Raw genomic sequence first — 19,190 nt, 5'->3', positions numbered from 1 at the left:
CTTTGAAAAAGAGGGCGCCTCAAGGCGGGCGTGAGAGCATGGCGACGGAAATCAAGGTGCCGACCCTGGGCGAATCGGTCACGGAAGCCACCATCGGTAAATGGTTCAAGAAGCCGGGTGAGGCCGTGAGGGCCGACGAGCCATTGGTGGAACTCGAGACCGACAAGGTCACGCTGGAAGTCAATGCCCCGGCCGCCGGCGTGCTTGGCGAGATCCTGGCCAAGACAGGCGAGACCGTCGGGCCGGGCGCCACGCTCGGCACCATCGGGGCGGGCTCCGGCACAGCCGCTGCCCCGGCCGCCGCGCCCGCTCCGACTCCTGCCGCTCCTGCACCAGCCCCTGCTGCGCCGGCCGCCGCCGCGCCGGCTGCTTCCGCTGTTCCGCCTTCGCCCGCCGCGGCCAAGATCGCCGCCGATCGCGGGCTCGACCCCGCCCAGATCGAAGGGTCTGGCCGCCGCGGCCAGGTGCTCAAGGGCGATGTGCTTACGGCTCAGCCGGCCCAAACCACGGCCCCGGCTGCAGCTCCCGCACCGGCTCCTGCCGCTGCTCCGGTGCCATCAGCTCCGCGGGTCGCTTCGCCCCCGGCCGATGCCGCGCGCGAGGAACGCGTGCGCATGACCAAGCTGCGCCAGACCATCGCCCGCCGCCTCAAGGAAGCGCAGGCCAATGCGGCCATGCTGACGACCTTCAACGAGGTCGACATGACCAACGTCATGGCGCTGCGCAACCAGTACAAGGATCTGTTCGAGAAGAAGCACGGCGTGAAGCTCGGCTTCATGTCCTTCTTCGTGCGGGCTTGCACCCAGGCCCTCAAGGAGATGCCGGCCGTCAATGCCGAGATCGACGGGCAGGACGTCATCTACAAGAACTATTGCCACGTCGGCGTCGCCGTCGGCACCGACAAGGGCCTCGTCGTGCCGGTGATCCGGGATGCCGAGACGCTCGGCCTCGCCGGCATCGAGAAGACCATCGCCGATTTCGGCAAGCGCGCGCGTGATGGCCAGCTCAAGATCGAGGAGATGCAGGGCGGCACCTTCACCATCTCCAATGGCGGCGTCTATGGTTCGCTGATGTCGACGCCGATCCTCAATGCGCCCCAGTCGGCCATCCTCGGCATGCACAAGATCCAGGAGCGTCCGATGGTCATCGGCGGCCAGATCGTGGCGCGTCCGATGATGTATCTGGCGCTGTCCTATGACCATCGCATCATTGACGGCAAGGAAGCGGTCACCTTTCTGGTGCGCGTCAAGGAGAGCCTGGAGGATCCGGCTCGTCTGGTACTGGATCTGTAAAATTTTACCCTCCCCTGCAGGGGGAGGGTCGACGCGTAGCGTCGGGGTGGGGTGGTGGCTCAACATTGCGGAGCGCTACCACACTTGGTCGTATCGACGGGCGCGCGGAAATCACCCCACCCCGGCCTCCGGCCGACCCTTCCCCTCCAGGGGAGGGTAAAGAAAAACGAGAAAGCCCATGCCCTCTCATGATCTCGTCGTTATCGGCACTGGCCCCGGCGGTTATGTCTGCGCCATTCGCGCCGCCCAGCTCGGCATGAATGTCGCAGTGGTCGAGAAGCGTGCCACCTATGGCGGCACCTGCCTCAATGTCGGCTGCATCCCGTCCAAGGCGCTGCTGCACGCTTCCGAACTGTTCGACGAGGCCGGGCATGGCTTCAAGGCCTTCGGCATCGAAGTGCCGGCGCCCGTGCTCAATCTCGGCCAGATGCTGAAGCACAAGCAGGAGACCGTGGACGCCAATGTCCAGGGCGTTGCCTTCCTGTTCAAGAAGAACAAGATCACGGCCTATCGAGGCACCGGCAAGATCCTCGCTGCCGGCAAGGTCGAGGTGACGGCCGAAGACGGTTCGGTTGAAACGCTGGAAACCAAGTCGATCGTGATCGCCACGGGTTCGGATGTCGCCCAGCTTCCTGGCGTCACCATCGACGAGAAGACCGTGGTCTCCTCCACAGGCGCGCTCGAGCTCGCCACCGTGCCGAAGAAGTTGGTCGTCATCGGCGCCGGCGTGATCGGCCTCGAGCTCGGCTCGGTATGGCGCCGCCTCGGCGCAGAGGTCACGGTGGTCGAATTCCTCGATCGTATCCTGCCCGGCATGGATGGCGAGGTCGTCAAGCAGGCCCAGCGTCTGCTCGGCCGCCAGGGCATTGAGTTCAAGCTCGCCACCAAGGTCACCGGTGTCGAGACCAGCGCTGCGGGTGCCGTCGTCTCCGTGGAACCGGTGGCGGGCGGCGACAAGCAAACCATCGCAGCCGACATCGTGCTGGTCGCCACCGGCCGTCGGCCCTATACGGACGGCCTTGGCCTGGAGGAAGCCGGCGTCGTCACCGAGCGTGGGCGGGTTGTTATCGACGACCATTTCGCCACCAACGTCCCCGGCATCTATGCCATCGGCGACGTGGTGCGCGGGCCAATGCTGGCGCATAAGGGCGAGGACGAGGGCATTGCCGTCGCCGAGATCCTGGCCGGCCAGCACGGTCATGTGAACTACGACGTCATTCCGGCGGTGGTTTACACCTATCCCGAGATCGCTTCGGTGGGTAAGACCGAGGAAGAGCTCAAATCGGCCGGTATCGCCTACAAGGTCGGCAAGTTCCCCTTCACCGCCAATGGCCGTGCCCGCGCCAACCGCACCACCGAAGGTTTCGTCAAGGTAATTGCGGATGCGAGCACGGACCGCGTGCTCGGCGTGCACATCCTTGGTGCCGGTGCCGGCGAGATGATCCATGAAGGCGTGGTGCTGATGGAGTTCACCGGCTCATCCGAGGATCTCGCCCGTTCCTGCCACGCGCATCCGACCATGTCGGAAGCCGTCAAGGAGGCCGCGCTGGCCGTCGAAGGACGCGCGATCCATATTTGATCGCGGCTTCTGCACGGCTTTGTTGTTGCAAAGCCGCTAAAAGGCCATAGACACGCTTTAGGGCACATTCCCCAGAGCAAAGCGCGTTTGGTGAAACGTCGCTTTGCTCTGGTCCTTCGCTTAGACGCGTCTTTGCGATTCTTGGTGAGACCCTCGAATCGCAAAACGCTTTGGGATGTGCCCCATTCGTTTCCAGTTGCCGGTTCCGGTCTCCGCGCCGGTCGTCTCGGAGTTTGCAATGCCTTTTGCCCGTACCGTTCTCGTCGCTCTGAGCCTGTCCTTGCTGGCCGGCACTGCCTACGGGCAGAACGAGTTCCGGTACGCCGCCCGCCGCCACGGTGCCGGCTGCCGCCGACGCCCTGCCGTCGCCCGACCTAGTCGCCTCGGGTCAGCCTTTGGAAATCGATACCCATCGCATCAATCCCAAGGCACTCAGTGCGGCCGACAAGGCGACGCTCGACCAGATCGACAGTTATTTCAACAATATCAAATTCTTCTCAGGCAGTTTCGTGCAGGTCGGCTCTGACGGTAAGCGCATCAATGGCAAGTTCTGGGTGTCCAAGCCCGGCCGCATGCGCTTCGACTATGACCCGCCGTCCTCGCTGCAACTGCTGGCGGATGGCACCTCGGTGGCCGTTCGCAACCGCAAGCTCAACACCCAGGATCTCTATTTCATCAAGCAGACGCCGCTGCGCTTTCTATTGGCCGACAGGCTCGATTTGATCGAGGATTCCAGGGTGCTGGCGGTCGGGCGCGAAGCGGCCGGAATCAGCGTCATCCTGGAGGAGGGGTCGGCAGCCAGCGGCGGCAAGTCCCGCATCCAGCTGACCTTTCCGGCACCGAACTACGATCTGAAGCAGTGGACCGTCACCGATCCGCAGGGCTACGACACCACGGTGACCATCTCCGGCATTGATCGCAAGCTGCAGTTGCCGGATCGAATCTTCTATATCGACCAGACCAAGGTCCTGAAATAGGACCCAGGAAGAGCCGATATCGAGGTGCACTGAAGCAGGCCCGTTCATTGTGCCGGCTCGGTCAGTTCTTTTTCCGGCAGGATAGGCTTTGGCAGGGGAATGAGGTCGACATTCTTGGATTGGCCGCCGAGAAAGGCCGGATCGAGCACCCCGCCTCCGGAAGGGTCGCCGCCCGGCGGTGCGTTTGCATTGATGGGGCCGGAAACACCCTCGGTCGAGGACGGATTCCCATAATAACGCGGCTTGCCGCCAACCAGCATGCCGTCCTTGATCTGGGTCTGCGCCTGGTTGACCCGATCGGCCAATTGTCGCGAATAGGGCAGGAGATAGGAGCGCGGTTCACCGCTGGGCAAATTGGCCGCATCGAGTTCCTCGACCCAAAGATGCACCGCGCCCGGATTGGCGTGTGCCGGATCGGGCTCGACCACATAGGTCCACAACACCTTGAAACGCTCGGGCAGGGCCCTTGGCGCGGACCAGCCGAGCAGGCCCTGCGTGGAGAAGAAGACCGCGACGTAGAAGGAACTGGCAGCCAAGATCGCCGCCACCTTCGCCAGCCGGTTGAATGCCAGCTTGCTCAGGATAGCAACGAGCAAGGCCGCCGTCGTGACATAGGCCAGCGTGAGAAGAAGCACATGGATCTGGACCCAGCTCATGGCTTGGCACCATTGGCGCGGGGATTGTAGAAGGTCTGCAGGATCGATTTCGGCGTCCGATCGACCTTCGTCACCGCGCCCTTTTCATCCATGGTAAAGCGTAGCGCAGTCTTCTCGGTGCCGCCGTCGACAACCTCCAGCGTCTCCTTGGCCACGATGGTCACCTTGGGGTTGAGCTTTTGCAGCGTCACTGTCACGGGCACCATACGACCCGTCAGCGCAGTGAAGTGGTAGACGTTGATGGTGTAGTCCCCGGCGACGAAGCCTCGGATGCTGACCAGTTCCTGCCGGGTCGCCGTCGGAACCTTGCTGCCATTGACCATGACGAAATCGTTGATGCCACCTCTGTCGTCGCGATCGAGCAGCATGAAGCCAGCCTCCCGGCGGCGGTACCAGACCACATTGCCAAGCGGGTCCTGGACGAAAATATCCATGTCGTCGGGGTGGTTGTCCGGCCAGTCCATGCTGATCAGGAATTCGGCCTTGCTGTCGACCTTGCCGTTGTCAGCCTTGGGTGCCACGATGATCAAGGCGATGAAGAACAGGAAGGCGACGACCTGCAGCGCCTTGAACAGCACCACGCTGAACGGATCGAACGCCTCCTCGCGAGGCATCAGGTCGAAATCGTCGATCATGCCGCCTGAGCCCGCCGCTCCAGCGCCGAGACCACATAGACCTCGGTAATATCCACGGCGAAGGCAAAGATGGCGGCGGTGGCGTTCTCCAGGAATTGATACTGGGTCTTCAAGAGGATGGAGCCGGCCAGCCCGACGAGCGTGGTATACATGGCCACGGCCATGCCGTCGCTCATCAGCGACATCGAGGTTCGCATGGCCGCGTGATCTTCGATGTCGAGGCCGGCAATAGGCGCCAGCATCATGATGAACCCGATGATGGTGCCCAGGAGCCCCAGCTTCATCAGGGTGTCGCTGGCAAAGGCGCCCAGGCCGTTCGAACCCCGCAGGCGATTGGCGAGAACACGCAGCAGCAGCGTCTGGTCGAGGCGCATATGCCCCTGCAGGCTGGCTTTCGTCTTGAGGTCCCGGATATGGGACGAGACAAGTCCGGCCGGCAGCTCCTTGACGAGATCGATTTTCGGCTCATTGGAACGACCGTTCTCGTAGCGGACGAGAAGCCGCGCCGACCGCAGGGCTGCTTGCCCCTCCTTCGAGATGATCAGGACGCGCCACAGGCAGTGCAGGCTGGCGACGACATATAGAACGGCAATGACGACGGAGATGAAGGTGCGGTCACTCGCAACCATTCTGGCGATCAGCCCGAAATACCATGCCAGCAGGAAGGCGAATAAAGTCACGCCGGTAAAGATCAACCAGGCCGGAAGCGGATCGCTGCCTGGCAAGTCTGCCACTTCCTCTGTCCTCAACGCGTCCTCCTTGCTGAATTCCGGCCGCCTCCAGGGCAAGCTCTCGCGCATTCAGAAGGATAGGATGATGTATTTTCGGTATTCTGTCTTTATTTCTTCGATGAATGTAAATTAATAAGGGCTTTATTAGAGTAATCGACAGTTGTTGTGGCCGTGAAGTTGCTTCCTGTTCTATGGCTGGGCATCGAGGGTGAAGGCCCGAGGCCAGCGCTGCAGGAAAAGGCTTGCCCAGGGCAGGCAGGATCAGCGCCGGGCCTTCGCCATGAGGGCGATCCGCATCAAGGCGCGCGAGACGATCGCCTGCCCCAGGGCAGTATTGCGGCGGGCATCGAGCACGGCGTCCGACAGGTCGGCCACGATGCGATCGAGCCTCGCCATCGTCAGGGCCGTAAGCTGAGCCGAGACGCCGGCCTTGCGGCGAAAATGCACCTGCATGCCCATCGAATCGACGACGGCGGCCGCAGGACGGCCCTTCTCGACCTCGCCTCGCAGGCGGTGAAGCAGCAGAGCGTGACGCAGAGCCGTTCCTGCCAGCTGAGAGGTGTTGACCCCTTCATTCCAGGCCTTGGCCAAGGTGGAGTCGAGCAGGTCGGCTCGGCCGGAAAAGGCGGCGTCGATGATCTCGTCGGTGGCGAGCGCGCTGGCATCGCCCACCACGGCCTCGACATCGCTCAGTTCGATACGCCCGGCACCATGGGCATAGAGCGTCAGCTTCTTCAGCTCGCTGCGGGTGGCCAGGCGATCGCCGCCGAGAAGGCCAATCAGCGTCTCGCGCGCTTCGGGCGCGATGGTCAGGCCTGAAATGGCGACTTCCTCGGCGATGATCTGGCCGATATTGGCATTTTCGTCGCCGAAGCAGGCGATTACCGCCCCGGCTCGCGATTTCTCCACCAGGGAAACCAAAGCGTGGTTCTTCTTGAGATCGCCGGCTTCGATCACCACCCGGCAGGCCGCTGGCGGGTTGGCGAGCACGGGCTCGACCGCCGGCACGATGTTGCGGCTGCCGGCCCGCAGGCGCACGGCGCGGCGCCCCCCGAAGAGGGGAATGGTGAAGACTTCGTCGGCCAGGCGGGCCGGGTCGCCGCTGATTTCGTCACCGTCGAGGCGAACGAGTTGGAAAGGATCGTCGATATCGTCGACTGAGGCCGCCACGAGTGCACGGACACGTTCGCTCACCAGGCCAGTATCCGGCCCATAGACCATGATCACCGCGAAATGGGCGTCCGGTTTCTTGATGAAGGCATCGACGGCGCGCCGTTCGATGGAGGCCATGTATCGTTACTGCCTATGGTGTCGTTACTGCCTGTGGTGCCTTGCGTTGCACCGAAGCAGGCGGGGCAAGCCGTTACGGAACCAGGGATAGGGTGAGGCGCGCCGGACGGGCGTGCCTCACCCCGGCGATCAGGGATGGTCGGCGAGCCAGGTTGCCAGCCGAAGCCGGATCTGGTCGGCCATCACGTCGGCCGCATCATTCTCGGCATTGCGCCGCGCCCGCACGCTGGCGAAACGCTGCAGGCCGGAATTATAGGACTTGCGCGCGAAGTTCTTCGCCTTGAGCAGGATCTTGTCCGTGGCCGGATCGAGCAGCGTATAATCCGTCGTCAGCGTCACAGTGTCGACCTGGGGCGTAGCGTTCAGTGCATCGACCAGCGCGGAATCGAAGCTGGACGACGTCGCAAGCACCAGCCGGTAGCGCGACGGCGGCGCTTCGGCGCCGCCCGTGAGATTGAACGACAGGCGGTTGCGTACCTGCTGGCCGACACGGTCGTCGACCGGATCGATGGCGATGGAAGCAAGGCGCCCCTTCAGCCCGGGCGAGCCGTTGCCGGGATCCGCCAGCATCGGGCGGAAGCAGCCGCCCAACATCACGGCCGGCAGGAGGGCGAGGGCGAACAGCGCACCGCGGCGCGAGGTCTGACTAGACGACGACATTCACAATCCTTCCCGGCACGACGATGATCTTTTTGGGAGAGCGCCCTTCCAGCACACGCTGGACGGTTTCATCAGCCAGTGTGGCAGCTTCGACTTCCTTTGGCGATGCCGTTTTCGGCACGGTAAGATCGGCCCGCTTCTTGCCGTTGAACTGCACCGGCAGGGTGATGGTGTCGTCTTCCAGCAAAGCAGGATCGGCCACAGGCCAGGAAGCCTCGGCCACCAGGCCCTGACAGCCCAGCACGCTCCAGCATTCCTCGGCCAGATGGGGCATCATCGGCGCGATCAACTGCACCAGCATGACGCCGGCTTCCTTCAGGGCGGCGGCGAGATTGGCAGGCACCGCCTCGGCGTTCTTGGTGCCGTCCAACGCGCGCCCGAGACTGTTTACCAGCGTGTAGATATGCGCCACGCAGCGGTTGAAGCCGAGGCGCTCGATATCGGCTTCGACGGCGGCCAGGGCCCGGTGCGCGGCCTTGCGCACGGCCAGAACGTCGTCCTCGCTCGCGGTGGGGCCAGCGGGAGAGGCCGTATGGGCGGCGATCTCGTTGACGATGCGCCAGATGCGCTGCACGAAGCGGCCGGCGCCCTGTACACCGTCCTCGGTCCAGATTACGTCGCGCTCGGGCGGCGAGTCCGACAGCATGAACCAGCGTGCCGTGTCGGCGCCGTAGTCGGCGATGATGTCGTCGGGATCGACGACATTCTTCTTCGACTTCGACATCTTCTCGATCGAGCCGATCTCGACCGGTTCGCCCGTGCGGTTGTTGAAGGCACGGCGCTCGGTGCCATCGCCCTCGATGCGCACGTCGGCCGGCACCACCCACTCGCCATTGTCGGCGCGATAGGTCTCGTGCACCACCATGCCCTGGGTGAACAGGCCCTTGAAGGGCTCATCCAGGCCGACATGGCCTGTCTTCTTCATGGCGCGCACGAAGAAGCGGCTATAGAGCAGATGCAGGATGGCGTGCTCGATGCCGCCGATATATTGGTCGACCGGCAGCCAGGCATCGACTTCCTTACGGACTGTCGGTGCCGTCTCGATCCACGGATCGGTGAAACGCGCAAAATACCAGGACGAATCGACGAAGGTGTCCATCGTGTCCGTCTCGCGGCGGGCCGGTTTGCCGCATTGCGGGCAGTCGACATGGCGCCAGGTCGGATGATGGTCGAGCGGATTGCCGGGCCGGTCGAAGGTGACGTCGTCGGGCAGCTTGACCGGCAGGTCGTTCTTGGGCACCGGCACGACGCCGCAGACCTCGCAATGGATCACCGGAATCGGGCAGCCCCAATAGCGCTGGCGCGAGATGCCCCAGTCGCGCAGGCGGAAATTGACCTTGCGCTCGGCCACGGGCGCGTTGCCGCGCGTCCGGCTCTCCAGCCGGCGGGCCACTTCTTCCTTGGCTTGTTCGATGGTCATGCCGTCGAGGAAACGCGAATTGATCATCCGCCCTTCGCCGTCATAGGCGATGTCGGTGATCACGAAGCTGGCGGGGTCCTGGTCGGGCGGGCACACGACCGGCGTGTTGCCGAGACCATAGGCGTTGACGAAATCGAGGTCGCGCTGATCATGCGCCGGGCAGCCGAAGATGGCGCCCGTGCCATATTCCATCAGCACGAAATTGGCGACGTAAACAGGCAGCTTCCAGTCCGGATCGAAGGGATGCACGGCGCGGATGCCGGTATCGAATCCCTTCTTCTCGGCCGTTTCGATCACGGCCGCCGAGGTACCCGTACGTCCAATCTCCTCGATGAACGCGGCCAGCTCCGGATTGTTCGCGGCGGCAGCCTTGGCGAGCGGATGGTCGGCCGCCACGGCCATGAACTTGGCGCCGAACAGCGTATCGGGGCGGGTGGTATAGATCAGGAGCTCGTTCTCGCCCTGCGGCGCCGTGGCCGCGTCGAGTTCGAAGCGCACCTGCAGGCCTTCCGACCGGCCGATCCAGTTCTTCTGCATCAGCCGGACCTTCTCCGGCCAGCGATCCAGCGTGTCCAGGGCCGAGAGCAGGTCCTGCGAATAATCGGTGATCTTGAAGAACCACTGGGTCAGTTCGCGCTGCTCGACCAGGGCGCCCGAGCGCCAGCCGCGGCCGTCGATCACCTGCTCGTTGGCGAGCACGGTATGGTCGACCGGGTCCCAGTTGACCTTGGAAACCTTGCGCTCCACCAGGCCGGCCTGCAGGAAGTCCAGGAACATCGCCTGCTGGTGGCGGTAATAAGAGGGATCGCAGGTTGCGATCTCGCGACTCCAGTCCAGCGACAGGCCCATCGACTTGAGCTGGCCGCGCATGGTGTCGATATTGGCATAGGTCCATTTGGCCGGATGCGACTTGTTCTGCATCGCGGCATTCTCGGCCGGCATGCCGAAGGCATCCCAGCCCATGGGATGCAGCACGTTGAAGCCCTTGGCCCGGCGATAGCGCGCCACCACGTCGCCCATGGTGTAGTTGCGCACATGGCCCATATGGATGCGCCCGGAGGGATAGGGGAACATCTCGAGCACGTAATAGCGCGGACGCGGATCCTCATTCCTGGTTTCGAAGATCGCCTGGTCGGCCCAGATCTTCTGCCATCTGGGCTCGGCGTCGCGGGCGTTATAGCGCTCGGTGGTCATGGGGGAGGGAACTCGGAGTTGAATAGTCAACTGACAGTTGATTTTGAAACGCCGCTTTTAGCGGGCACGGAGGTGCAAAGCTAGCCTTGTCTCCTTTCGAAGGCCTGAAGAATCTGCGGGAAATCACCCGACAGGGCCGGTACAGGCGCAGTTTTGTCATGCCCGGGCTTGACCCGGGCATCCAGTGTCGACGGATTTCCGCTCTGGAAACGAGAGCTGGATTGCCGGGTCGAGCCCGGCAATGACAAGGGTTGAGCCATCGTCAACGGCCGAACGTCGGGCAGACCCTGCCTACTCGGCCAGCTTGACCGGTACCGGACGGGTCAAGAGGTCGACGTAGAAATCGGAGAAGCGCTTGTTGTCGAACTGCTTGACCACTTTCACCTTCTGCAGGAGGTCCGTCGGCTGCTTCTGCCAATAGCCGAGCGTGCGGCCATAACCAGGCCCGAACGCCACGTCGACGTCGATATAGAGATCGTCGACCTTCGTCGCAAAGCTTGGATCGACCAGATAGGCGAGGGCGAGCGTATCGAATACGCTGGCCTTGGCCTTGTCATCCTTGGCGAATTTCTTGGCCATCCAGCTATCCTGGAAGAGTTTCTGGATCGGGCCGTTGCCAGCGGTCAGGCGATCGAACTCGGGCTTGCCGATCTGGGTGATGTCGGTGACGTCGAGCGGAATGAGGGCTTGCTCGATCGGTTCGCGCATGACGATGCGGGCGGCCTCGGGATCGATCCAGACGTTCATCTCGGCGGCGGGCGTCGTGTTGCCTTTCACGTCAACCGCGCCGGCCATGTAGACGATGCGCTTGATCAGCGGCACGATTTCCGGGTTCTTGCGGATTGCCAGGGCGATGTTGGTGGCCGGCCCGATTACCAAGAGCGAGACCTGGTGCGGATTGGCCTTGATCGTGTCCACGATGAAGTCGACGGCATCGTCCTTGCGCAGCTTGGTTTTCTTGGCAAAGCCGTCCGGCGGGGCGATCAGGTCGGCATCCTTAGGCTGCGGGCGATGGAACGAAGTCTTGTAGCTTTCGCCGAAGCCGAACAAAGCGCGCTCATGCTCGAAGCTGCGGGGATCGTGCACCAAGGGCAGGTTCGCGCCGGCATAGACGCCGACTCTGTCCTCGATGCCGAGGCGTTCGACGGCGCGCAGGGCATCGGCGACTTCCTGCTTCAGCCAATCATTGCCGGTGACCACGGTAATGCCCAGAAGGTCGATCACACCATCCTTCTGCAATTGGGCCGCCATGATCAGCACCTGGCCGTCATCGCCGATCGTCGAGAAATCCGTGTCGAGAATGACTTTTTCGGGGGCAGCGCTGGCTGGCGAAGCCAGGAATGCACCTGCGGCCAGCAGGACGGCCGCCATCAATCGTTTCATCAAAAATTTCCTCCTGGTTTCAAATGTCTTGTCTTCGCCAACGAGCAGCGAGCCTAGCCGCTCGAACGGCGGCGGGAGGCTACATTCCCGCCTGGGGCAGGAGATGGCAAGGTGCCACGCCGCATGTGGGCCGCGGCTCGACATGTTCCGCAGGAAACAGGTGGCGGCCAAGGACCTTCTTTGCCGCTCTTGCGCCACTGCCAGAGCCCGACTTTGCCATCATCGGTGGCGAGCTTGGCGTGTTGCAACTCGATTGCAGAACGCCCGGGAGATACGCCGTGAAATCCGCCCTTCGCCTCGCTTTCGCGACGGCCAGCCTGCTTGCGCTCGCCATGCCGATCCTGCCTGCCCATGCGACCTCGGATCCGCAGGTGCGGCCGCGCGTCGAGGTTGCCTTCGTGCTCGACACCACCGGCTCGATGGCGAGCTTGATCGACGGTGCCAAGCGCAAGATCTGGTCGATCGCCAATGCCATCGTCGACGCCAATCCGGATGCGGAGATTCGCATCGCCCTGATCGGCTATCGCGACCGCGGCGATGCCTATGTCACCGATGTCCATGCCCTTACGGGTGATATCCAGGGGCTCTATGGCGATCTGGTGCAATATACCGCCGACGGTGGCGGCGACACGCCTGAATCCGTGAACGAAGCTTTGGATAAGGCTGTCCGCAGCCTGCAATGGGATAGCGGAGGCCAGACCCGCAAGATCATCTTCCTGGTGGGGGATGCGCCGCCGCACATGGATTATCCCAATGCGCCTCGCTACCCCGAGATCGTCAAGGCGGCCGTGGCCAAGGGCATCGTGGTCAACACGGTCCAGGCCGGCGATGCCGGCGACACCCGCCAGATCTGGCAGGACATCGCCCGCCGCGGCAATGGCCGCTATTTGCCGATCCCCCAGGATGGCGGGCAGATCGTCGAAGTGCCCACGCCCTATGACGAGGACATCCTGCAACTGCAGCAGTCGCTCGACGATACCGTGCTGCCCTATGGCGATGGCGAAAGGCAGCAGGCCGTCCGCAACAAGATGGATCTGCGCAAGCAGGCGCCGGCCCCGGCTCAGGTCGACAATTCCAGCTTCTACAGCAAGAAGGCCGGACCCAAGGAGGTGGTGACGGGCGAGGGAGATCTCACCGCCGATATCGCCAATGGCCGCCAGAGCCTCGACAAGGTCGCGGCCTCGGCGCTTCCCAAAGTGCTGCAAGGCAAGTCCGAAGCCGAGCGCAAGGCCTATGTCGAAGAGCAACTCTCCAAGCGCAAGGGCCTGCAGGAGAAGCTCGCCGAGATCAATCGCAAGCGCGATGACTTCGTGGCGGCCGAGCGCACCAAGACCGGCAGAAACAAGGCCGATTCCTTCGATTCAGCCGTGCAGGAAACGCTCAGGCAGCAGCTTTGAGGTGGCTTAAGATTCGTCCGTGAACAAATGAATCGACTTGGCTCGGCCGTTGTCATTGCCAGGCTTGCTCTGGCAATCCAGCCCCCTTTCAGACAACGAAGACAAGGGCGCTGGTTGCCCGGGTCAAGCCCGGGCATGAAAAAGGCGGTGCTTCAATTATTTCCCGACAATGCCTCACGGCGCCTTCTTGCCCGCGAGCCCGATTAGGCTCTCGAAGGCGGCTGACGTGGCGTGGCCGTCGGCCTTGGCCTTGACCAGGAGCTTGTCCTGATCCTGGGCGAAGACGGCCTGCTCGATCTTGATGTCGAGGCCCGGTATCTGAGGTACGGAGGCCCGGGCCTTGTCCTCGTCGAGGGCCTTGGCCACCGCCGCGGTCAGGCGCTGGTTGAGATTGCCGAGCAGGGCGGTCGCGATTTCGGTGATTTGCGGATCGCCGGTCTTGATCGAGGCTTCTCCCTTCACCCGCAGGGCAACTTGGCGCGGCGTCGGGATGTAGAGCTCGACCGGGATGGTGATGGCAATCCTGTCCGTGGCGATCTTGGTCTTGATCTTCTGTCCCAGCACCTTGGCGCAGCCCCAGGCCGTCACCTTGCCGGCAACGTCGATCACCGCCGTGTCACCCTCGGCGCGAATATGGGCGCTGTCGATGCTGTTGACCACGAGATTGGGGCCCTTGCGGGCACAGGCATCCTCGGGAAACGGCAATTTGCGCGCGATCGCCAGCGCATTGTCCTGCAAGGATTTCAGATCGCCGGTGACGGCGAGGTCGAGCTGGACGCCGCCCGCCTCGCTCTTACTGTCGAGCGATGCGCGGATCGGAATGTCGAGGGGAATACCAAAGACCGGCAGGGATATCGTGGTCGGGCCGATATCGAGGGCGGAGGCTGGCCGTCCCAGACCGCAGATCAGGAGCGCTGCCAGGGTGCTTCGTGCCAAGATCTGCCTTCTTGCCAAAATAGATTTGGCTACCTTGAATCGCATCATCGGCCTACCCTTCCCTAAAGCGTTTTGCGATTTGGTGGAATCACCGAGAATCGCAAACACGCGTCGAATCAAAGAGCTAGAGCAAAACAGCGTTTCCGTCTAAACGCCCTTTGCTCTAGAAATCGTTTGCAAATGAGTGGAGAGGGCTTTTTAGCACGGCCCGGCGAGGTTCCGGTAGCCATGGCCCGCCTGTCCTATTATGTCGGAGGCCTGTTTCGTCTTTCGCCACTCTCTGGAAATCATCTCATGTCCGATGCTCCGGCCCGCCTTGCGGAGGTCCGCCTAGCCATCGCCCGCGCTGAAGCCGACGCGCTGCGTCCCGCCGGTTCGGTGGCGCTGGTCGCCGTTTCCAAGACGTTCGGGCCGGAGGCGATCGAGCCCGTGCTCGCCGCGGGTCAGCGGGCCTTCGGGGAGAACCGCGTGCAGGAGGCGCAGGGCAAGTGGCCTGATCTCAAAGCCGCCTTTCCCGATGTCGAACTGCACCTCATCGGCCCGCTGCAGTCCAACAAGGCCAAGGAGGCGGTGGCCCTGTTCGACGTGATCCATACGGTCGATCGTCCCTCGGTGGCCCAGGCGCTTGCCAAGGAAATCGCCAGGCAGGGCAAGGCACCGCGCCTGCTGGTGCAGGTCAATACGGGCGAGGAGGCTCAGAAGGCCGGTGTTGTTCCTCAGGAGGCCGATGCCTTCATCGCGGCCTGCCGCGACGACTATGGCCTCGCCATCGATGGGCTGATGTGCATTCCGCCGGTGGAGCAGTCGCCCGGGCCGCATTTCGCCCTGCTCGCCAAGATCGCCGCGCGCAACGGGCTTTCGATGCTCTCGATGGGCATGTCGAGCGATTTCGAGACGGCCATCGAGGTCGGCGCCACCCATGTGCGGGTGGGCAGCGCCATCTTCGGGACACGCTGAGCTTTTCTCTCGGCCGGCGGCGTGCGCGGGGGCTATTTCTTGCTGCCGTCGCTGGTGGGGTCGGCGAGGGGATAGCTCATGTCCGTGAGGCAGGCGCGCAGCCATGGGCTGTCTTCGTCCTCGCCGAGATCGGCGCTGATCTTGGGCGAGGGCGTGCTCGCGCCGCCGCCTGTATTGGCACTTGCAGCCGGTTGAGGGGTCCAATGCCGATCGGAGGAAGGCCGGCTATCGGGGCAGGGGCTGTTGCCGTTCTCGTCGCCGCAGGTCGCGATCGTCTTGAGCTTTCCGTCGACGACGTCGGCCACCGTCTGGGTGACATAGAGCGCGTTGGTGGCAAAGTCCGTCGTCACGGAGCAGACCCGGTCCTTGTTCTGATAGGAGCGGGTTCCCAGGCAGGTATAGATCTGGTCCCCGCTGCTAGGCAGAAAGTCACAATCCGCGCTGTAGCCCGCGAAGGGACCACCGGTGAACTGGGCGTTGAACTGGCGCTGCTTGTTGGCGATCTCGACGAGGCGCGGTAGCTTCGGATTGGTCTTGGAGTATTCGGCCAGATCCGCGGTTCGGGCCTCGATCGCCTTGAGCAGCACATTCGGCGCCTCCTCATCGGATGCTTCCTCGCCCTCTCTCCGGCCGTCGCCTTGGCTTTCGCTCTCGTTGTCCAGGCGAAGGTCCCGCCGCGCCAGCCAATGTTTCTGGCTTTCGATCAGCATGGCGCGGATCTGCGGATCCGGGCTGGCCTTGAGGATCTTGGCATAGGCCGCGCCCATCGCGGCATCGGCCTGCCGCAACGATTTGTCGGCGCAGATGCGGCGTTCGATCGAGGTCGAGGCCTTCTTGCAGTCGATGGCGTGGGCGGGCAGGGCATGGAATGCAGTCAGGGCGACTATGCTGAAAGCCAGGCGTTTCATTGCGAATATTCCAGGGGGATCGAAAGGGGGCGGCAACGGGGTTGAAGGAAGGCAGGTCGTGAAGCGCCGGTATCAATGGCTCCTGCGCTTGTAGACGCCGTCTATCACGCTGCCCCCGCCACCGCAGATGGCTGCCGCATCGGCGCCGCGAATCGTGATCGCGCCATTGTCGACGGAGAAGGCGAGGCCGAGGCCGGGCTTGGCCGCGTCGCCCTCCTCGTCGAGATCAGCCACGATGTTGACGCGGGTAACCTTGCCCTCGAAGGCCCGGCCGGTGATCGTGCCTTCGGCGATGAAGCCGCAGTCGCCAACCGTCGCCGCGCCGTTTGGAACGCCGCCGATGGCGGCGCTCACCCGCCAATGCTCGCTGGTTCGCTTGACCACGAGCGTGGCTTCGCCATTGTCCCGACGGACATAGGTGCCAACTGCGACATCCTGAACGCTCATGGCCGCCGTCGCAGTGGCAAAAGCCGTCGCGGCAATCGCGAATCCGGCTGCGGCGAAAATGATCTTCCTCATCAATTCATCCTTGCTATGAAATATCTCGGGGCTTTTTCGCATGGCCGATGCCTCCCTCGTTCGGCCACCATCACGGCATAGCGCGACAGACGCGGCAGCGCCTTGCGGAACACGTCCGGTGGTACGGCGACGAAGCCGGCGGTCGGGGCGGCCAGAGATAGGCGACCCCACCTGCCGTCAAACGTCCGCGGCCGCCTGAAAGCAGCGAGACCCGCGCGCGGATGAGGTCGATCCTGTGTTTCAAGGGCTGACTTTCAATAATTTCGGCACAAATGCCTGTCGAAAGTGCATTGCTGCGATTCACAAATCATGGCGCACACCGTCATAATGCGATAGAGCGCTAAAGCGTTTTACGATTTCTGGGAGTCACCAGGAATCGCAAAGACGCTCGAGCCAATCCATTGGATTGGCTCGGAAACTAGGGCAAAAGGGCGTTTTCGCTAAAACGCGCTTTGCTTTGGTATTCAAAGCGCGAAAGCATACCGGGTTTCCTGCCGCGCACGCCGAGCGCCTGAACAGATTCTTCCTGATCGAACCACAGGCTCGCTCAGGAGGAATCTGCGGGATTTCAAACGCTTCCGCCTTCTGGGGAATCTCATGTCCGGCAGTCGAAAAATTCTGATCGTCGACGATGATAACGAACTGCGCCAGGCCCTGGCCGAGCAATTGGCGCTCTATGACGAGTTCGAGATCGAGCAGGCCGAATCCGCAAGCCGCGCGGTTCAGATCGCCAAGTCGGACCATCTCGATCTCGTGATCATGGATGTCGGTCTGCCGGATATGGACGGGCGCGAAGCCGTCAAGCTTCTGCGCAAGAACGGGTTCAAATCGCCGATCATCATGCTCACCGGCCATGATTCCGACGCCGACACCATTCTCGGCCTCGAGGCCGGGGCGAACGACTATGTCGTCAAGCCCTTCCGCTTCGCCGTGCTGCTCGCCCGCGTGCGCGCCCATCTGCGCCAGCATGAGACGAGCGAGGACGCCGTCTTCAACATCGGTCCCTTCACTTTCAAGCCAGCCTCCAAATTGCTCTTGACCGAGAAGGGCTCCAAGGTGCGGCTGACCGAGAAGGAAACCTCGATCCTGCGCTATCTCTATCGCTCCGGTCAGAAGGCGGTGCAGCGCGACGTGCTGCTGCAGGAGGTCTGGGGCTACAATTCGGGCGTGACCACCCATACGCTCGAAACCCACATCTACCGCCTGCGGCAGAAGATCGAGAAGGATCCGTCCAACGCGGCCCTGCTGGTCACCGAAGGCGGCGGCTACAAGCTGGTGCCCTAGAGGCTGTTATGGACCATGGATGGGGTTTTGACGTGAGCGATTTTGGTCGAGGAGAAGGAGTTCGAGGACGCAAACCTTGCGGTTTGCTGCGAAGAAGTACGTACTCGTCGAGCAAAATCGCCACGCCCCTGCGGGGTGAGGTCAAGACTGGCCATCTGCAGCGTCGCTTCGCTTGCCAAGACGAAAGTCTTGGCAGCGCTCGCTCCTCCCATCTAGCCAGTCTTGACCTCACCAAAACCCTATCCATGGTCCATAACAGCCTCTAGGGCCTCTCTTCTCGAACCCAGGGCCGCAGATGGCGCTCGAAGACGATATGGTATTGCTGGAAAGAGTGGCGCTGTTCCGCGCCATGGACCGCGATGCCTTGCGCCTGCTCGCCTTCTCGTCCGAAACTAGGCGGCTGCGCGCCGGCGACACGCTGTTCCGCAAGGACGACATTTCCGAATATGGCTTCGTCGTCGTCTCGGGTGCGATCACCCTGATCGACGATGATGTCGCCAGCGCCATCGTCGGACCTGGTACCCTGATTGGCGAAATGGCCCTGCTGTCGGAAACGCGCCGCCCCACCACCGCCATCGCCCGCGAGGCCAGCGTGGTGCTGCGCGTGTCGCGTCAGATGTTCCGGCGTACGCTGGAAGAATATCCGGCGACGGCGGCCCGCATCGCCGACGAGCTTCGTCATCGCGTGCAGGAAATGTCGACCGAACTGGCCGGCGTGAAGGAACGCCTGCGCCGCATCGGCTCCGATCCGAACGGCCACGAAGGCTGATTCGCTCGCCTTTCGTTCAGGCGCTGTTCGCTTTCTTAAGACGTTGTCTCTCATCAAGCCCAGTTGTTCCGCTTTGGAACAGAGGTCTGTGCCGTTCAGATACGGTTCAGCTCACCCTTGCTAATTTTCATCATCACAAGTGTCTGAAGCAAAGCGTGTTTTGAAAAAAAACGCGTCTTTGCTTGAGCTTCTTTTGTCGATGCGTCTTTGTGGTTCTGCTGAAGCGCAAAACGTTCAAGGAGAGTGCGGGATGAGAACACCCATTGGGTTGATCTTCGCGGCTTGCTTTGCCGCGATCGGCTTCTTCGCTACGGTCCAGACTTCGTCAGCCATGCCTGTTGCACCGGCCGGCCAGACCAACGCCGGCGGTCTGGTGCAGGATATTCGCTGGGGTTGCCCGCGGGGCTGGGCTCCCAATCGCTGGGGACGCTGCGTGCGTCATCGCCCCTATTGGCGACCCCGCCATTATTATCGCCCCTATTACCGTCCCTATTACAGGCGCCATTATTATCGGCCCCATTACCGCCACTACTATCGCCCCCGCTACTACCACCATCGCGGCTGGGGCGGGGGACATCGCCGCTGGCATCGCTGGTAGCAGCC

Annotated in this window: 18 protein-coding genes; 8 read left to right on the top strand and 10 right to left on the bottom strand. The window is 62.7% G+C overall.

Translation table 11 applies throughout. From position 1 onward, the window contains the following. Positions 1-38 precede the first annotated feature (38 nt). From odhB to ACR9ZN_RS19530, 3 genes are all read left to right on the top strand, one after another. Complete coding sequence (gene odhB / locus ACR9ZN_RS19540) at positions 39-1,292, top strand: 2-oxoglutarate dehydrogenase complex dihydrolipoyllysine-residue succinyltransferase (protein ID WP_481272959.1); 1,254 nt, start codon at positions 39-41, stop codon at positions 1,290-1,292. A 178-nt stretch (positions 1,293-1,470) separates the two neighbouring features. Next, a complete protein-coding gene (gene lpdA / locus ACR9ZN_RS19535) occupies positions 1,471-2,871 on the top strand; it encodes a dihydrolipoyl dehydrogenase (RefSeq protein WP_434958116.1) in 1,401 nt (466 codons plus the stop codon). 338 nt (positions 2,872-3,209) lie between these two features. Next, on the top strand, positions 3,210-3,848 hold the full coding sequence (locus ACR9ZN_RS19530; protein WP_481272958.1) for a LolA family protein: 639 nt from the start codon (positions 3,210-3,212) through the stop codon (positions 3,846-3,848). A 44-nt stretch (positions 3,849-3,892) separates the two neighbouring features. Here the strand turns inward: ACR9ZN_RS19530 and ACR9ZN_RS19525 are convergent, their stop codons facing one another. The 7 genes from ACR9ZN_RS19525 to ACR9ZN_RS19495 all read right to left on the bottom strand — a co-directional run bounded on the left by ACR9ZN_RS19525 (position 3,893) and on the right by ACR9ZN_RS19495 (position 11,817). After that, positions 3,893-4,504 carry a hypothetical protein gene (locus ACR9ZN_RS19525; protein WP_481272957.1) on the bottom strand — a complete coding sequence of 204 codons (612 nt, stop codon included), beginning with the start codon at positions 4,502-4,504 and terminating at the stop codon, positions 3,893-3,895. Further along, positions 4,501-5,139, bottom strand: coding sequence for a hypothetical protein (locus tag ACR9ZN_RS19520; protein WP_434958113.1), 639 nt, complete (start codon positions 5,137-5,139; stop codon positions 4,501-4,503). The genes ACR9ZN_RS19525 and ACR9ZN_RS19520 overlap by 4 nt, the downstream gene beginning before the upstream one ends. After that, positions 5,136-5,939 carry a MotA/TolQ/ExbB proton channel family protein gene (locus ACR9ZN_RS19515; protein ID WP_481272956.1) on the bottom strand — a complete coding sequence of 268 codons (804 nt, stop codon included), beginning with the start codon at positions 5,937-5,939 and terminating at the stop codon, positions 5,136-5,138. Before ACR9ZN_RS19515 ends, ACR9ZN_RS19520 begins: the two co-directional genes overlap by 4 nt. A 192-nt stretch (positions 5,940-6,131) precedes the next feature. Beyond that, positions 6,132-7,160, bottom strand: coding sequence for a DNA polymerase III subunit delta (holA, locus tag ACR9ZN_RS19510; RefSeq protein ID WP_454815935.1), 1,029 nt, complete (start codon positions 7,158-7,160; stop codon positions 6,132-6,134). Between the two features lie 129 nt (positions 7,161-7,289). Next, the gene (gene lptE, locus ACR9ZN_RS19505; protein WP_481272955.1) at positions 7,290-7,820 is read right to left on the bottom strand and encodes an LPS assembly lipoprotein LptE; all 531 of its coding nucleotides are present in this window, start codon (positions 7,818-7,820) and stop codon (positions 7,290-7,292) included. Continuing rightward, entirely contained in the window at positions 7,807-10,434 is a 2,628-nt protein-coding gene (leuS, locus tag ACR9ZN_RS19500; RefSeq protein ID WP_481272954.1) for a leucine--tRNA ligase, read from the bottom strand. The genes lptE and leuS overlap by 14 nt, the downstream gene beginning before the upstream one ends. Before the next feature lie 291 nt (positions 10,435-10,725). Beyond that, positions 10,726-11,817, bottom strand: a complete 1,092-nt coding sequence (locus ACR9ZN_RS19495; RefSeq protein WP_481272953.1) for a nucleoside hydrolase — start codon at positions 11,815-11,817, stop codon at positions 10,726-10,728. Positions 11,818-12,095: 278 nt separating this feature from the next. Between ACR9ZN_RS19495 and ACR9ZN_RS19490 the strand changes: the two genes are divergently transcribed. After that, positions 12,096-13,214 (top strand): vWA domain-containing protein, encoded by a 1,119-nt coding sequence (locus ACR9ZN_RS19490; RefSeq protein ID WP_481272952.1) that lies wholly within the window; start codon positions 12,096-12,098, stop codon positions 13,212-13,214. 174 nt (positions 13,215-13,388) lie between these two features. On the opposite strand, the gene ACR9ZN_RS19485 is transcribed toward ACR9ZN_RS19490, so the two are convergent. Beyond that, positions 13,389-14,150 carry a hypothetical protein gene (locus ACR9ZN_RS19485; RefSeq protein ID WP_441770126.1) on the bottom strand — a complete coding sequence of 254 codons (762 nt, stop codon included), beginning with the start codon at positions 14,148-14,150 and terminating at the stop codon, positions 13,389-13,391. 294 nt (positions 14,151-14,444) lie between these two features. Between ACR9ZN_RS19485 and ACR9ZN_RS19480 the strand changes: the two genes are divergently transcribed. Continuing rightward, complete coding sequence (locus ACR9ZN_RS19480; protein ID WP_481272951.1) at positions 14,445-15,107, top strand: YggS family pyridoxal phosphate-dependent enzyme; 663 nt, start codon at positions 14,445-14,447, stop codon at positions 15,105-15,107. Positions 15,108-15,139: 32 nt separating this feature from the next. Here ACR9ZN_RS19480 and ACR9ZN_RS19475 read toward each other — a convergent pair whose 3' ends face one another. Both ACR9ZN_RS19475 and ACR9ZN_RS19470 read right to left on the bottom strand, forming a co-directional pair. Next, positions 15,140-16,015 (bottom strand): lysozyme inhibitor LprI family protein, encoded by an 876-nt coding sequence (locus tag ACR9ZN_RS19475; RefSeq protein WP_481272950.1) that lies wholly within the window; start codon positions 16,013-16,015, stop codon positions 15,140-15,142. A 72-nt stretch (positions 16,016-16,087) separates the two neighbouring features. Beyond that, positions 16,088-16,534, bottom strand: a complete 447-nt coding sequence (locus ACR9ZN_RS19470) for a hypothetical protein (RefSeq protein WP_481272949.1) — start codon at positions 16,532-16,534, stop codon at positions 16,088-16,090. Positions 16,535-17,131: 597 nt separating this feature from the next. On the opposite strand from ACR9ZN_RS19470, the gene ACR9ZN_RS19465 reads away from it, so the two are divergent. The 3 genes from ACR9ZN_RS19465 (at position 17,132) to ACR9ZN_RS19455 (ending at position 19,185) form a co-directional block, all read left to right on the top strand. Further along, on the top strand, positions 17,132-17,818 hold the full coding sequence (locus ACR9ZN_RS19465) for a response regulator transcription factor (protein ID WP_434958102.1): 687 nt from the start codon (positions 17,132-17,134) through the stop codon (positions 17,816-17,818). Positions 17,819-18,113: 295 nt separating this feature from the next. Beyond that, positions 18,114-18,587: a cyclic nucleotide-binding domain-containing protein gene (locus ACR9ZN_RS19460; protein WP_434958101.1), complete on the top strand. Its 474-nt coding sequence runs from the start codon at positions 18,114-18,116 to the stop codon at positions 18,585-18,587. 250 nt (positions 18,588-18,837) lie between these two features. Continuing rightward, positions 18,838-19,185, top strand: a complete 348-nt coding sequence (locus tag ACR9ZN_RS19455) for a hypothetical protein (protein ID WP_434958100.1) — start codon at positions 18,838-18,840, stop codon at positions 19,183-19,185. The last annotated feature ends 5 nt before the right edge of the window (positions 19,186-19,190 follow it).

Source organism: Labrys sp. HAY1-8F (assembly GCF_056754975.1).
Note: the sequence above shows the minus strand (reverse complement) of the source record. Positions and strands in the feature narration are given on the sequence as shown.